The following is a 16,259-nucleotide window of genomic DNA, read 5'->3' as shown; positions in this document are numbered from 1 at the left end:
CTATAATGTATAAGCTAAAGGGATAGGATGTCTCTGTTGGCAAGAACGTAACCTCGAAATCAACTCGACGTTATTTTTCTGGGATAAAGCCAAACTTAGCGATACGCTATAGATGTTAGACACAACATGACTGATTTGTTGTGCCATAGACCAAACTGGTACTGTGCGGTGACAAGGATTGCAATTGGTAGCGAAAGTTATCAAGTCTTCAGGGAACCAAGTCCGTTCATTTGTGGCTACTGAGCATTACTAAAATATCCATCTATACTGGATGGAGGGCGAAGTAGTTAACTATTTGAATATATTGATCGGAGATAGAAATGAGCGATTTAAAAGCAGCAGCTCTACGTGCACTTAAACTTATGGACCTAACTACGCTAAATGACGACGATACTACTGAGAAAGTAGTGGCGCTTTGTCATGACGCGAAGACTGCAGTAGGCAACACAGCTGCAATCTGTATTTACCCTCGCTTTATCCCAGCAGCTAAGAAAGCGTTGCGTGAGCAAGGTACTCCAGAAGTACGCATTGCGACTGTAACTAACTTCCCTCATGGTAATGACGACATCGAAATTGCTGTTGCAGAAACAAAAGCAGCAGTAGCGTACGGCGCAGATGAAGTTGACGTAGTATTCCCATACCGTGCTCTTATTGCTGGCAACGAAGAAGTTGGCTTTGAGCTAGTTAAGCAATGTAAAGCTGCTTGTGGTGACATCACGCTTAAAGTGATCATCGAAACAGGTGAACTGAAAGAAGAAGCACTGATCAAGAAAGCTTCTCAAATCTGTATCGAAGCTGGTGCAGACTTCATCAAAACTTCAACAGGTAAAGTGCCAGTAAACGCGACTCCAGAGTACGCGCGCATGATGCTTGAAGTTATTCGTGACATGGGCGTTGCTAAAACAGTGGGTTTCAAACCTGCTGGTGGCGTTCGTACTGCTGAAGATGCAGCACTATACCTAGCAATGGCTGATGAGCTACTAGGCGCTGAGTGGGCAGACAACATGCACTACCGTTTTGGTGCTTCAAGCCTACTAACTAACCTTCTTAATACATTAGAAGTGACAGACCAAACTGCTGATCCAGCAGCATACTAATATCCCAATCGGGTGTAACAAGATTTAGTCTGTTTGATGGAGTGGCGTTAAGTCACTCCATATTACCTCTTTCCCTACACACCATACTCACTAGAGTTTGGGAGGCACTAATGTATCTACCTCAAGAAATTATTCGCAGAAAACGTGATAACGAAGTACTAACCACAGAAGAAATTAACTTCTTCATCCAAGGTGTCGCTAAAAACACGGTTTCTGAAGGCCAGATTGCTGCATTCGCAATGGCTATCTTTTTTAATGAAATGACGATGCCAGAACGCATCGCACTAACATGTGCAATGCGTGATTCAGGCATGGTGATTGATTGGAGTCACATGAACTTTGATGGCCCAATCGTTGATAAACACTCTACTGGTGGTGTTGGTGACGTAACTTCCCTGATGCTTGGCCCTATGGTGGCAGCATGTGGCGGTTTCGTTCCTATGATCTCTGGTCGTGGTTTAGGCCACACTGGCGGTACACTAGATAAATTAGAATCTATCCCTGGTTATAATATTACGCCAACCAACGATGTATTTGGTGCAGTAACCAAAGATGCTGGTGTGGCGATCATCGGCCAAACGGGCGACCTAGCACCGGCTGATAAGCGCGTTTATGCGACTCGTGATATCACGGCAACAGTAGATAACATCTCGCTAATCACAGCTTCAATCCTCTCGAAGAAACTGGCAGCCGGCCTTGATTCTTTAGTGATGGACGTAAAAGTAGGTTCAGGCGCATTTATGCCTACGTATGAAGCCTCTGAAGAACTAGCGAAATCTATCGTTGCAGTAGCAAACGGTGCTGGCACTAAAACAACAGCAATCCTAACGGATATGAACCAAGTTCTGGCTTCTTCAGCGGGTAACGCAGTCGAAGTACGTGAAGCGGTTCAATTCCTAACTGGCGAATACCGTAATCCACGTTTGTTGGAAATCACACTAGCGTCGTGTGCGGAAATGTTGGTGCTGGGTAATCTAGCTAAAGATTCCGATGAAGCGCGTGAAAAACTGATGGCAGTACTGGATAACGGTAAAGCAGCAGAATGCTTCGGTAAGATGGTAGCGGGCCTTGGTGGTCCTGCAGATTTCGTAACGAACTACGATAACTACCTAGAAAAAGCAGAAATTGTTAAACCAGTGTACGCACTCGAAAGCGGTGTAGTATCAGCGATGGATACGCGTGCAATTGGTATGGCTGTCGTTGGTATGGGCGGTGGTCGCCGCGTAGCAACAGACAGCATTGATTACGCAGTCGGTTTTGATAGCTTCATTCGCCTTGGCGAAGTAGCAAGCGACGATAAACCATTAGCAATGATTCATGCTCGCAATGAACAACAGTGGCAAGAAGCTGCGACGGCATTACAACATGCAATCACTGTGGGCGGAGAATATACAGCAACGCCAGACGTTTACCGTCAGATTCGTTCTGAAGACGTGTAAATAACAGGTATCGGTATACATCGCGTATACCGATAAACAGAGTTCTGGTGCAAAGAGCAATAAGTTGGTGAAGAAAATGAAAAGAGCATTTATTTTAGTTTTAGATTCATTCGGTATCGGTGAAACAGCGGATGCAGATACATTTGGCGATGTAGGTTCGGATACAATGGGTCACATTGCTGACCATTGTGATCAAGGCCTTGCAGACAACGCGGATCGTAAAGGTCCACTAACGCTGCCAAACCTGTCTAAGCTAGGTTTAGCGATAGCTCACAAAGAGTCTACAGGTCGCTTTGCTCCTGGTATGGATGCAGACGCAGAGATCATTGGCGCGTACGGTCACGCTGCTGAGCTGTCTTCTGGTAAAGATACGCCATCAGGTCACTGGGAAATCGCAGGTGTACCGGTATTGTTTGACTGGGGCTACTTCACCGACAAAGAGAACAGCTTTCCAAAGGAACTGACTGACCGAATTCTTGAGCGTGCTGGTTTGTCTGGATTCTTAGGAAACTGCCACTCATCGGGTACGGAAATCCTAGATAACCTAGGTGAAGAGCACATGAAGACTGGCTTGCCAATCTTCTACACTTCTGCAGACTCTGTCTTCCAGATCGCTTGTCATGAAGAGACATTCGGCCTACAAAACCTATTAGACCTTTGTCAGATCGCTCGTGAAGAGCTAGCTGACTACAACATTGGTCGTGTTATCGCTCGTCCGTTTATTGGTCCGGGTAAAGGTCAATTTGAACGTACTGGTAACCGTCGCGATCTTTCTGTGGAGCCGCCAGCGGCAACTATCCTTCAGAAACTTGTTGATGAGAAGGGCGGCAACGTTCACTCAATCGGTAAGATCTCTGATATCTACGCAGGTTGTGGTATCACTCAGAAAACTAAGGCAACAGGTATTCCAGCGCTATTTGAAGCAACCAAAGAAGCGATCACTGAAGCGGGCGACAACACTATCGTGTTCACTAACTTCGTTGATTTCGACTCAGCATACGGCCACCGTCGTGATGTTGCAGGTTACGCAGCGGCACTTGAGTACTTCGATGGTCGCATCAATGAAATCATCGATATGATGAAAGAAGATGACGTACTTATCCTAACGGCAGACCACGGTTGTGACCCAACGTGGCCGGGTTCAGACCATACTCGTGAACATATCCCAGTGATCGTTTACGGTAACAAGGTTCCAGCAGGCTCTCTAGGCCGTCGTGATACTTTCGCTGATATCGGTCAAAGCTTAGCGTCATACTTTGGCACATCGCCAATGGGATACGGTACAAGCTTTTTATAATAGTTAGCTAGAGAGAGGGAAACCTCTCTCTTCTTTTTTGTTTTGAGATTAAGGATATTTTCAATGGCTACTCCACATATTAATGCTGAAATGGGTGATTTCGCTGACGTAGTTCTAATGCCAGGCGATCCGCTACGCGCTAAATACATTGCTGAAACCTTCTTAGAAGAAGTGGTTCAGGTGTGTGATGTTCGTAATATGTTTGGTTACACCGGTACTTACAAAGGTCGTAAGGTGTCAGTCATGGGGCACGGTATGGGCATTCCATCTTGTTCTATTTACGCGACTGAGCTGATCAAAGACTTTGGTGTGAAAAAGATCATTCGTGTCGGCAGTTGTGGTGCAGTGAGTGAAGATATCAAAGTGCGTGATGTGGTGATTGGCATGGGCGCGTGTACCGACTCAAAAGTGAACCGTATTCGCTTTAAAGGTCATGACTTCGCGGCTATCGCAGATTACAAAATGGTGCGCGCGGCAGAAGATGCAGCCAAAGCTCGCGGTGTCGACGTAAAAGTGGGCAACCTATTCTCGGCTGAGCTGTTCTATACGCCAGACCCTGAAATGTTCGAAGTTATGGACAAGTACGGCATCGTCGGCGTAGAGATGGAAGCGGCGGGTATCTATGGCGTATGTGCTGAATACGGCGCAAAAGCTCTGACTATTTGTACTGTTTCTGATCACATCAAAACGGGTGAGCAAACGACATCAGACGAACGTCAAACAACTTTCAACGACATGATGATAATTGCACTGGATTCTGTGCTTCTTGGTGACCAAGAGTAAATCTTTGGTGGCTTAAGGGCCAATGTAGCATTAGTCGTTATTCTCAATGATTTGTTTAGACACTAGATAACAAAAAGCCCCGTCGCTGCCTGAGCGTCGGGGCTTTTTATTGGATCCCTTTAAGCCGTTAAGAGCTTACATTCTTAAGCAGTAAGTTCTCGCCAGATTTCGTTTGTCTTCTGCGAATCAGCATAATGAACAGCACACCACTGACGAAGCCCATTAAGACCATACCGATCATATAACGATCGCTTTTTCGATAGTGGTGATCAGAAATCGCCGTCATTTTCCCCGTTTCAAACGTCACACGAATAAAACCGATGATCGTTTTTTCTGGTGAGTAGATAGGTTCGACTAACTGCTGCCTGCCGATACTTGCTGTTGAAAGTGGCGTGTCTAAGCCAAGAACTTCGCGTACCGAGAGTGCTTTTTCGCTCGATGCCAGTCGAATACCCTCTGCATCGTAGATGGTGGTATCGAATACCAGTCGATCTTGAGACAGCTGATTAGTGAGTTCAAGCAGTCGTTCTTGGTCTTGTTGCGTGATCATCTTACTAGCAGAAAGTGATGCCTGAGAGATAAGAACCTTGGTTAGTGTCTCTAGTTGTTTTGCTTGGATTTTCTCGTTGCCTTTACTGATCACGACCGTATTTTTAATCGTCACGACGAACATGGTAGCCAACAAAATGAGGGCTAACATTCGTAAAGCGTTACGTATTGAGAACAATGATTCATTCATGTTTAACGAAGCCTGAAATAACAAATGTTATGATTAAGACATATTGAGACTTGCGTTTTCAAATTGCAATAGGTTAACGTTTAGCATAGTTAATTAGGAATCATACACATGGACGCTCAGAAATATCTGCCGATTAAAAGGCATACGACATTATTAACTCGACTTCCCGAGACTCGTTTCGCTTCTCAACTCGCTAAAGCTAAAGCCAATTGGATCGTATTTGGCGAGTACTTATCACCACTATCTTTCGATGACATCGATTTCTTTACTGGCACTTACAACACTATTCTAGATACTTGGAAAGTGGGTAAATACGAAGTGGCATTGATGTCTGGAAATTTAACGCCGCTACATGAAGAAATCCTACAGGCTCTAAAGCTTGATTATGCTTGCCTTAGCGAGGTCCCAGACTTATCTAAGCCAGGTTTGATTGTGATGGATATGGACTCCACAGCGATTCAAATTGAATGTATTGATGAGATCGCTAAGTTAGCTGGAGTGGGGGAGTTAGTCTCTGAAATTACAGAGCGCGCAATGCAAGGTGAGCTCGATTTTGAACAGAGCCTTCGCCAGAGGGTTGGAGCACTTAAAGGTGCTGATGAAGCGATTCTTGAGCAAGTGCGTCAATCTCTGCCATTCATGCCAGACCTTGTTGAACTTGTTAATACGCTCAATAAACTTGGCTGGAAAACTGCTATCGCATCCGGTGGCTTTACTTACTTCTCAGATTACCTAAAAGATACACTTGATCTTCACCACGCTCAGTCAAACACCCTCGAAATCGTTAATGGTAAATTGACGGGTGAAGTTTTAGGTGATGTTGTTTCGGCGCAGACTAAAGCGGATATCTTAGTTGAGCTAGCGGAAGAGTATGAACTTGAACTGCATAACACGGTTGCTGTGGGTGATGGTGCTAACGACTTGGTGATGATGGGCTCTGCGGGCTTAGGGATAGCTTACCATGCAAAACCCAAGGTAGAGCAGCAAGCTCAAACCGCAGTGCGTTACGCAGGTTTAGGTGGTGTGCTTTGTATCTTGTCGGGTGTATTAGCTAAGCAGCAAAAGATTAGCTGGCAAGCCAAACCTTAGGGCTTTCTCAGCGCTATTGGTCGTTTTTGGCAATAGCAGAGTAGATACAAAAAAAGCAGGCTTTCCGCCTGCTTTTTGATTTTTAAATTAAGTGTAACGTCAGTGTTTAACGTGTTAACTCTAATCGGATCAATACTTCATCGGTAATATCTTCTATCTCACCATAACCGATAAAAGCGGTGACCTCATTTTCTAATTTCTTCGCCTGGTGCATGCTGATTCGTGCAAGTTCTTCTAAATCCGATTGGAATAAACTGGTGAGTGGATTAAAGATGGGAGCTGTCGTGACTCGCAATACGTATACGTCACCTAAGTGCTGTGCCTTCTTAATGAATAAGATTCGCTCTTTTGCAGACGTGAAATCTTTGACCAGTTTCGTATGTACGGATTGGATCTTGTCACCAAACTTAACCGCAGCAATGTAGACGTCATGGTGTTTAGGTTCTGCCCCTTCAATCCTTTTTAGTGGCTCAGCCAGTAGCGAGTTAGAGTGCCCTTTGAAAATAGGTTCGAGTGAGAACTTTTGATTGTGTCCAAGCTTTGCGAGCAAGGCTAGATGCTTATTCAATGGGAAATTCACACCAATGATCTTACAGCGCAGTGTTGAGCTTGGTTTATCAATGAATATTGGACTGCTCACCATCTTGCTCAGCAAAATGTTGTGCAGTGATTCAAGCAACGAATGCGTTGGTAGTATCTCTTTTTTCTTAATCAGTTTGCTTTGGTTTTGATCGATAAGCCCGTTAAGGAATGCGATGGTTCGCATAGTCTTCGCGTTTTCTTCGATCACTAATTGTACGTTGCGACCGTTAGGACTTACTCGAATAACGTGGTATGGAACTGTGCTTAATGGCAAATTTTTGTCATAGAGTTGAAGCTCATTAAAGTTCACTAATACAGAGTCACTAGTCTTGAGTACCATTGGATGCTCAAGAGTAATACTGAGTCCACGTTTCGAGATATCCAAAGTGTGTCCATTCGCTGTTGTGCCATCTTGTGAGGCCAGTTGCAAAGGAGATTTAAATTTGTATCTCGGTTCTTTACGACGAGTTTGAGAGTCAAAGTAGATACTTTGAATATTTCCAACAACGGTACGTGGGTGACGGAAACGGTTCAGTTCACTGCTTGGAATGCGAGGTTTTTCACTCAGTAGGTAATCCGCAGCGCTTTCGTGATCGCCGATCTCTTGCAATATACCGCAATGCGTCAGTTGCTCTGAGCTTTGAGCGAGCGTATCCGAGTGCTTAGCTAAAGATTGTCGCTCAGTCTCTGATAGCTCAAAGACAGAGAACTTGAACGCTTTCCAGCTTTTACGCTTACCACCGATGTGCCAGAACAGTTGTCGTTGTTCGCGAGAGGCCTCCGGTAGCATCATCGAGTAGAATAAAGTCTTATTTTGATGCTCGTGAGTAAAAGAGTAGATAACGTTACTGGTTCCCTTTACTCCTGGCTTGGCCAGCAAGTTCATTCTTTGTTCGTTGAATAAGGTACCCAAAGCTTGCTGGTTTCGTTCGTCGTGCCAGTATTGCCACAATGGATGGTTGTTATCCGTGAGCAGAGCCAGTTTTAGTTCGCTACCACTGAAAAATAGGGGAAGGTTACAGGTGTGTTTTAAGTAGGTGTGTTCGATACCTCGGGTACGAGTTCGAATAACCCTATCTTGGTTCTCATGGCTGGTTTTTTTACTTGAACTATTTAAAGATTCATCGAGTAAGCGAGCTAAAATATTGTTGTCGCTTACTTTGATGGTTCTTAAAAATTTGACAGCATTGTTTTCATAAGATTCATCAATGCCCAAAACACGGAATTCAATGGCTTTGTTAACATCGATCTCTAGAGATTTCTCAACCAACTCTGTGAATTTAACACTAATGATTTCACCAAGATTGTATCGAAAGGTGCTTGGTACTTTGAATTTTGCGCCTGACGGAGATATATCAACTGTCACACCATGTAGGCTTTGACCTTTAGATGTTGTCACTTCAACCTGTGAACTGATCTTGAGTCTGTTTTCTTGACGTTTTAAATCGTAGCCCAAGTTAATCGCTTCTGCTTCATATGGACTATTCGCATTGGTGATGTCATGTTTATTTTGAGAGGAGATATTAACAACACTGCGAAGTGGCTGAGTTCGTGGTGTCATTACCAACTCCCACGTGCCCTCTGTGTAACCTTTAAACTTTTTAGTGCCGCGTTGGTAAGCATTCAAAGCGATGTCATCAAGCCAGTGTTTACGGCCGTCTAGCGTGAACTGGCGACATTCATTATCAATACGCCCGCGTAAATCAATGCTCTTTGTACACGGAGCCATGATACGATTCAGTTCCATTTTAACGAGTAGCTTTAGAGACGGCGATTCGCCTTCTGTCATTTGTGAAAGAAGGAATTCGAAATCTTCGGCGTGGTAAGCCGGGATAAGTCGTTCTGCTACAGATAGAATTTCAGATTGCTGCATATTTTTCTTGTTAGAATGGACGGTGCATTGATGTTATCGGCTAGTTTCAATCGATCTTTAAGTATAAGTGGTATGACTGCAACGTTTATTTTAATGCGTACGGTCAACAAGGTCACAAAATAGTAACATTTACCAGTTACCAAGCAAATTATTGAGGTTTTATGGCTAAGGCAAAACGAGCTTATGTGTGTAATGACTGTGGCGCTGACTTTCCACGTTGGCAAGGGCAGTGCAACGCATGTGGTGCTTGGAACACGATTACAGAAGTTAGGTTAGCCGCTTCACCTCAGGTAGCGCGCAATGAAAGATTATCTGGTTATGCTGGTTCTGTAACAGAATCGAGCGTTCAGACATTATCTGAAATTAATCTACAAGAAGTGCCACGTTTTAGCAGTGGTTTCAAAGAACTCGATCGCGTACTCGGTGGTGGTGTTGTTCCTGGCGCTGCGATCCTGATTGGTGGTAACCCTGGGGCAGGTAAATCAACGCTGTTATTGCAGACCATGTGTCAGCTCTCTTCTCAATTACCGACACTTTATGTAACCGGCGAAGAATCCCTACAGCAGGTTGCAATGCGCGCTTCTAGACTTGGGTTGCCAAAAGAGCACCTAAAGATGCTCTCTGAGACCAACGTTGATAAGATCTGCCAGGTTGCTGAAAAAGAACAGCCAAAGATCATGGTCATCGACTCAATCCAAGTTATGCATGTAGCTGATGTTCAATCTTCACCGGGCAGTGTTGCCCAGGTTCGTGAGTCGGCAACGGCGTTAACGCGATACGCGAAGCAGAATAACGTTGCTGTGTTCTTAGTTGGGCACGTCACTAAAGATGGTACGTTGGCGGGACCAAAAGTGCTTGAACACATTATCGATTGTTCTGTACTGCTCGATGGCGGAACAGATAGTCGATTCAGAACTCTGCGTAGTCACAAAAACCGTTTTGGTGCGGTCAATGAGTTGGGTGTGTTTGCAATGACAGGCCAAGGCCTTAAAGAAGTCAGTAATCCATCGGCTATTTTCCTATCTCGAGGCGAAGAAGAAACGTCAGGTAGTTCTGTTATGGTGGTATGGGAAGGGACACGTCCACTTCTTGTTGAAATCCAGGCACTGGTGGATTATTCCCAGCTGGCAAATCCGCGCCGTGTTGCAGTTGGTTTAGAACAAAACAGACTTTCGTTGTTATTAGCGGTGCTGCATAAACACGGGGGCTTACAAATGGCTGACCAAGATGTGTTTGTGAATGTCGTCGGTGGTGTTAAAGTAACCGAAACCAGTGCTGATCTTGCTTTAGTGATGGCATTACTTTCGAGTTTCAGAGACCGCGCATTGCCAAAAGATGTGGTGGTATTTGGCGAGGTAGGCTTAGCGGGTGAGATTCGACCGGTACCAAGTGGGCAAGAACGTCTTAATGAAGCCTTTAAACACGGTTTCAAGAAAGCGATTGTACCGGCAGCGAACATGCCGAAAGGTGGCATTCCAGGAATGCAGATCCACGGTGTGAAAAAATTATCAGAAGCAATTAATGCTTTTGATGAGTTGTAATTGAGCCCACTTCAGCTACTCTATACAGCAGAAAATCAGTTTAACTTGAGCGCTAATTGCGCTTTAAGTTAGCACTAAACTTAACAATCACTTAGATTGTTTCTACAGATTGCCTTTTTCTACATGTTAGAAAAAGGCAAAGTTTTTTAGTCCCAAATGCATGCAAAGCTATCAGTCTTCACAGATTGTGATATACTCTGCGCGCATTTTATATCCTATTAACAGAGTAAGACAATGGCAGATTTATCGAAATACAGAAACATTGGTATTTTCGCGCACGTTGATGCGGGTAAAACAACTACCACTGAGCGTATCCTTAAGCTAACTGGTCAAATCCACAAGACTGGTGAAGTACATGATGGCGAATCAACGACTGACTTCATGGAACAGGAAGCTGAGCGCGGTATTACTATCCAATCAGCAGCTGTAAGCTGTTTTTGGAACGATCACCGTCTAAACGTTATCGATACTCCTGGACACGTTGACTTCACAGTTGAAGTATACCGTTCTCTTAAAGTTCTTGATGGCGGTATCGGTGTATTCTGTGGTTCTGGTGGTGTTGAACCTCAATCAGAAACTAACTGGCGCTACGCTAACGAATCAGAAGTATCTCGTCTGATCTTCGTTAACAAACTAGACCGTATGGGTGCAGATTTCTACAACGTTGTTGACCAAGTTAAAAACGTTCTAGGTGCTACTCCTCTAATTATGGTTCTACCAATCGGCCGTGAAGACGAGTTCGTTGGTGTTGTAGACCTACTAAGCCGTAAAGCATACGTTTGGGATGACACTGGTCTTCCTGAAAACTACGAAATCACTGATGTTCCTGCGGACATGGTTGATGACGTTGAGCAATACCGTGAAGAGCTAATCGAAACTGCTGTAGAGCAAGACGACGACCTAATGGAAGCTTACATGGAAGGTGAAGAGCCTTCTGTTGAAGATATCAAGCGTTGTATCCGTAAAGGTACTCGTGATATCGCATTCTTCCCAACGTTCTGTGGTTCTGCGTTCAAGAACAAAGGTATGCAACTTATCCTTGATGCTGTAGTAGATTACCTACCAGCACCAACTGAAGTTGATCCTCAACCTCTAATGGATGAAAACGGCGAAGAAACTGGCGAACACGCTATCGTTTCTACTGACGAAACATTCAAAGCTCTTGCATTCAAAATCATGGATGACCGTTTCGGTGCTCTAACTTTCGTTCGTATTTACTCTGGTAAATTGAACAAAGGTGACACGATCCTTAACTCATTTACTGGTAAGACTGAGCGTGTTGGCCGTATGGTTGAGATGCAAGCAGATGACCGTAACGAACTAACTAGCGCACAAGCTGGTGACATCATTGCGATCGTTGGTATGAAGAACGTTCAAACTGGTCACACTCTATGTGATCCTAAAGATCAAGTTACGCTTGAGCCAATGGTCTTCCCAACTCCAGTAATCTCTATCGCTGTATCTCCAAAAGATAAAGGCGGTTCTGAGAAAATGGGTATCGCGATCGGTAAAATGGTTGCAGAAGATCCATCTTTCCAAGTTGAAACTGACGAAGAGACTGGCGAAACTATCCTGAAAGGTATGGGTGAGCTTCACCTAGACATCAAGGTAGATATCCTTAAGCGTACATACGGCGTTGACCTAACTGTAGGTGCTCCTCAAGTTGCTTACCGTGAAACTATCACTCAAGCAATTGAAGATAGCTACACGCACAAGAAGCAATCTGGTGGTTCTGGTCAATTCGGTAAGATCGATTACCGTATCAAACCAGGTGAACCTGGTTCAGGCTTCAAGTTCAACTCTGTAGTTGTGGGCGGTAACGTTCCTAAAGAGTTCTGGCCTGCAGTTGAGAAAGGCTTTGCTGGCATGATGGATAACGGCGTACTAGCTGGCTTCCCTACGCTAGACGTTGAAGTTGAACTTTTCGATGGTGGTTTCCACGCAGTCGATTCATCTGCAATCGCATTTGAAATCGCAGCGAAAGGTGCATTCCGTCAATCTATGCCTAAAGCTGGCGCACAACTTCTTGAGCCTATCATGAACGTTGACGTGTTTACTCCAGACGATCACGTTGGTGATGTTATCGGTGACCTTAACCGTCGTCGTGGCATGATCAAAGATCAACAAGCTGGCGTTACTGGTGTTCGTATTAAAGCTGACGTACCTCTTTCTGAGATGTTCGGCTACATCGGTCACCTACGTACTATCACTTCTGGTCGTGGCCAATTCTCTATGGAATTCGCACAATACGCACCATGTCCAACTAACGTTGCTGACGAAGTGATTGCAAAAGTTAAAGCAGAAAAAGAAGCTGGTAAGTAATTAGCCCTTTTCTAAATTAGCTAAAAAGCCCCGCAAGTGAAAGCTTGCGGGGCTTTTTGTTATCAACTAAACCAATGTTGTTCTCCTATCTTAAGTGTCTATATCCAAACACTTAAAATTACTGGGAATGCATCAGTTCCTTTTCGTTGGATAGTAATAAAGTCATATACGGTGTTCGTTACAGTTTGGAGGTATTTTCCTTTGTCCACTGATTAAACCGTAAGTTTGCTTATCACGTGCCTCTATGGCATAGCCTTTACTTCAACCGTTATCGTATCTTGATATTTACCAGCTCTCGCAAAGTCGATGTTACCTAGCATTACTTCAAGGGGAACCCCCCAACGTTTGGTTTCATCATTGTTTGAGAAGGTAAAAATTGACTTCTGGTTTACCAAGGTGTTATTAAATCGCAACGTATATGGGATCGAGATATTGGGTTCCGACTTCTGCTTTAATTCACCATATTTCTGCTTTACGACTAACCTTACATTCGAGTTTGAAAGAAGATCAAAATCGGAGCGATAGGTGCGGTTAGATTCAAGATCACCAAGCTGGAAGCGATAACCTGAGCTACCTGAGCGTTGAAGGTTTGGTGCGTTAGGAACGGAGTTGAAAGCTACAAACGCAGGGACGTTGAGTTTCACTTTGGCATTTTTTGTCTCTCGTTTTCTATTTAGGGAAATAGAGGCTTCAAGAAGTCCGGTGTAGTTACCTGACGCAGCTACTTTAGCCTCTGGAACTTTTATCCAAAACTTCGTCCTTTGGCTATTATCCAGAGGTAGTTGAAAGCCCTTGCTAGGAAAGTGACTCAATTGACGAAAGTTTTTGTCCAGAATTGTCAGGGGCAAATTCGCTCCGATTGAACTTAAGTAGCTAGATTGTTTATTGTTGATCGATACTAGGGCCATCGGGAATCGACAGCTCTGAATATCACGCGACAACTCTAGATAAGCAGGAATATAAGCGCCCAAATCTCGCTTAAATTCAATATTGCTTCTGTCGACGTTTAGTGTCCATTTGCCATTGCATTCGGCCCAAAGTGGTTGAGATAACATGGCTAAACCGAACACTGAGAGCTTAAGTAAGTGTTTCATGGTTTATCCCTCTTTAATGAGTAAAGTTGGTAAGTAAATCAGGTTGTCATTGATTTCTGAGACGTTTAATTTTGTTGGGATAAAACCATCTATGACGATGGTGTAGTTACCCGGCGCAACGCCTTCCACAACGAACCTGCCTGATCGATTAGTAAAAAATTCATACGTTTTCTGTTGTCCAACCAACTGACCTTGGATGAGTTTTAATGGTTTGTTTTGCCCGATCTCAATCTTACCTATGATGGTTTTCGATGCTGCAGAACCGATTTTTATTAGATGGCCCGTTTGTGTTCCTGGCGTAATGTTGTACTCGTGGTCGCCAAAGTCATACCCTATAGGTGCATCTGGCGCATCAATGTAGACAGTGGACAGTTGGTGGCCTCCAGACAACTGAACGGCATTACTGATAGTATAGGTAGATATCGATTCTGCAGGATCGTCTGCAACCGCATTTATTTCTACATCAGCATCTAACGAGTCATGGACGGCAATAATTGCCACTGGTCCATTGAGAGGTCGTGACCAAGCTAAGTTACCGTCAGCCAACGTAAGCGCTGTACTTGCTCGTAAAGAAGCGGTTTGGTAACTTGCTGAGCTATCAAATGCTAGGTGAGAAACCTTAGCATCTGTGATAAAACGGTTTGCCACATAATTACCTTCGACTGAGTAAGCTTGAGAATCAGTATCGCCTTCTGCTGTCACCGCATAGCCGTAACTGCCTGTATAGTCCTCTGAAGGGCGTTGAAATTGAGCTCGATAGGTATCTGGTTCATTGGAGTAGGATATATTTGCATTGTATTCTCCATTGTCAGAGTTCCAATCCCAATCTGCAGAAAAAGTAAACCGAGTTTCGTCAATGTTTTCATTTGGGTTCTCTTCTTTTTCTACACCTGCAGAAAGTGCTAGATTGTAAAATTGCCAAGCAATTTCCGTAGAAGCCTGCCATTGCACCTCTGACTCTTCAAAGTCACGGTAGTCACCACTCAGGATTAAACTAAGGTTATCCGTAATACTGAAAACGTAGTTTGAAAAGACGCGGAGCCCAGTATTTGCATCCGTAATCTGCCAAGGCAATGCAAAATAATTATCTTGATACTCACTTCCAAGACGAAAGTTTGGGGAGCCGTAACTGTCTGTTCCCCATAATTGGTGGGAGTAATCTAAGCTGTAGATACTACCTGTATCATTACTGGGCTTGTTGTTTTGTGCAGAGGCTCGAACCCCCAAGTTCCCCCAATCAGAACCAATTGTTGCAATTATGCCGACTTGTTGCCCTTCGGGGTGATACAGAGCGTTTCCGCCAATTGTTAAGGTATCGCTGACACCATAGTCGTAATAGCCAGAAGTTACCCATTGCTCGTCGTCATACTTAAAGTTGTTATCTTCAATCGTCGACGTTAAACCAGAGTAGAAGCCAAAATCAGAAATGCCTTCACGTAACAAACGTGAGTTAAAGAACTGGCTATAAACGATGGTATCGGTCCTACCTGATTGATAACTTATATCCAATCGAACGTCATTGGTACCAGAAACGAGAGGCAAGTCGTCAAGTGTATATCGCCCCGGGGGTAAGCGAATTTCAGTGAGAAAAACGTCGTTAATATAGACTTCGACATCAGCGCTCTCATTCAATACCAGTGGTTGAGTTCCTCCATTTTGGATATTTCGGGTAGGTTGTAAGTCTTGATACAAACGTTCAAAAGCAATGCCTCCGAGAGGTGTACTAGGAAGGTGTCCAGCACTTGCTTGGGTTACATCACCAAAGGTTAGTCGAAAAGGGGTATTAGGTTCATCAAAGAAAAGACGAGCTTCGCCACGATACACATCAGAGTTGATATCGTTACCACCGCTAACAAAACCGGAAATGTCAAGATTGGCGCCTCGAACGCCACCAATATTGGCTTTTAATAACCACTCACCAAGCCACGTTTGCGTGTCCTCTGTATTAGAGTCGCTGAATAAGGAGTAGTCCGTACTCGCATTCAGTGTATTCTGTATTGTCCAAAAAGTGCTTTCTGAATATTTAGCCGGTTCATACTTGCTACCAAACGACAGCAAGAACTCAGCTGCAGCCTTTTCATCAATGACTAAATTAATATTTTGATCGGAAGAGTTGAAGGTTGCACTGATGCCCATATGGTTCAGTTGTTTGATCGTAATGTATTCTTCGGATAAATTTCGTAACGCTGTCAGTGTCTCAGGGTTGATCAGCTTTTGAGTTGACTGAGCAAGCTGTTCCACGTTAATAGAGCCAACAGTCATACCATCAGAATACGCATTCACTTCACCTATAGTGTTCTCACCCCAAGTCAGGGGAAATGGGAATAACCAACTTTGCGCAAACGCGGTTTGTATGGCTGTGACTAATGTGAGGCATAAAATGAGATTCTTCACGAAAGTCTC

The 16,259-nt window shown here is 44.1% G+C and carries 11 protein-coding genes; 7 read left to right on the top strand and 4 right to left on the bottom strand.

Translation table 11 applies throughout. The annotated features are described in order from the left end of the window. Positions 1-320: 320 nt before the first annotated feature. From deoC to deoD, 4 genes are all read left to right on the top strand, one after another. Entirely contained in the window at positions 321-1,097 is a 777-nt protein-coding gene (gene deoC / locus L8S15_RS04790) for a deoxyribose-phosphate aldolase (RefSeq protein WP_010436196.1), read from the top strand. Positions 1,098-1,207: 110 nt separating this feature from the next. Further along, positions 1,208-2,536 carry a thymidine phosphorylase gene (gene deoA / locus L8S15_RS04785; RefSeq protein ID WP_016789356.1) on the top strand — a complete coding sequence of 443 codons (1,329 nt, stop codon included), beginning with the start codon at positions 1,208-1,210 and terminating at the stop codon, positions 2,534-2,536. A gap of 76 nt (positions 2,537-2,612) precedes the next feature. Further along, on the top strand, positions 2,613-3,833 hold the full coding sequence (locus L8S15_RS04780; RefSeq protein WP_280572049.1) for a phosphopentomutase: 1,221 nt from the start codon (positions 2,613-2,615) through the stop codon (positions 3,831-3,833). Positions 3,834-3,896: 63 nt separating this feature from the next. Beyond that, the gene (deoD, locus tag L8S15_RS04775) at positions 3,897-4,616 is read left to right on the top strand and encodes a purine-nucleoside phosphorylase (RefSeq protein ID WP_010436206.1); all 720 of its coding nucleotides are present in this window, start codon (positions 3,897-3,899) and stop codon (positions 4,614-4,616) included. A 127-nt stretch (positions 4,617-4,743) separates the two neighbouring features. Here deoD and L8S15_RS04770 read toward each other — a convergent pair whose 3' ends face one another. Continuing rightward, positions 4,744-5,355 (bottom strand): YtjB family periplasmic protein, encoded by a 612-nt coding sequence (locus L8S15_RS04770; protein WP_010436208.1) that lies wholly within the window; start codon positions 5,353-5,355, stop codon positions 4,744-4,746. A 108-nt stretch (positions 5,356-5,463) separates the two neighbouring features. On the opposite strand from L8S15_RS04770, the gene serB reads away from it, so the two are divergent. Then, positions 5,464-6,444 (top strand): phosphoserine phosphatase, encoded by a 981-nt coding sequence (serB, locus tag L8S15_RS04765; RefSeq protein WP_280572048.1) that lies wholly within the window; start codon positions 5,464-5,466, stop codon positions 6,442-6,444. A gap of 106 nt (positions 6,445-6,550) precedes the next feature. Here serB and L8S15_RS04760 read toward each other — a convergent pair whose 3' ends face one another. Then, entirely contained in the window at positions 6,551-8,899 is a 2,349-nt protein-coding gene (locus L8S15_RS04760) for a PilZ domain-containing protein (RefSeq protein WP_010436212.1), read from the bottom strand. Between the two features lie 161 nt (positions 8,900-9,060). On the opposite strand from L8S15_RS04760, the gene radA reads away from it, so the two are divergent. Together radA and fusA are read left to right on the top strand one after the other, a co-directional pair. Further along, on the top strand, positions 9,061-10,440 hold the full coding sequence (radA, locus tag L8S15_RS04755) for a DNA repair protein RadA (protein ID WP_010436213.1): 1,380 nt from the start codon (positions 9,061-9,063) through the stop codon (positions 10,438-10,440). 234 nt (positions 10,441-10,674) lie between these two features. Further along, on the top strand, positions 10,675-12,762 hold the full coding sequence (fusA, locus tag L8S15_RS04750; RefSeq protein WP_010436214.1) for an elongation factor G: 2,088 nt from the start codon (positions 10,675-10,677) through the stop codon (positions 12,760-12,762). A 242-nt stretch (positions 12,763-13,004) separates the two neighbouring features. Here the strand turns inward: fusA and L8S15_RS04745 are convergent, their stop codons facing one another. After that, complete coding sequence (locus L8S15_RS04745; RefSeq protein WP_280572047.1) at positions 13,005-13,856, bottom strand: hypothetical protein; 852 nt, start codon at positions 13,854-13,856, stop codon at positions 13,005-13,007. 3 nt (positions 13,857-13,859) lie between these two features. Next, positions 13,860-16,250, bottom strand: coding sequence for a fimbria/pilus outer membrane usher protein (locus tag L8S15_RS04740; protein WP_280572046.1), 2,391 nt, complete (start codon positions 16,248-16,250; stop codon positions 13,860-13,862). Positions 16,251-16,259: the final 9 nt, after the last annotated feature.

Origin of the sequence: Vibrio sp. S/42/10, assembly GCF_029890535.1 — a bacterium.
Classification (GTDB): domain Bacteria; phylum Pseudomonadota; class Gammaproteobacteria; order Enterobacterales; family Vibrionaceae; genus Vibrio; species Vibrio cyclitrophicus.
This window is presented reverse-complemented; position numbering and strand designations above follow the sequence as displayed.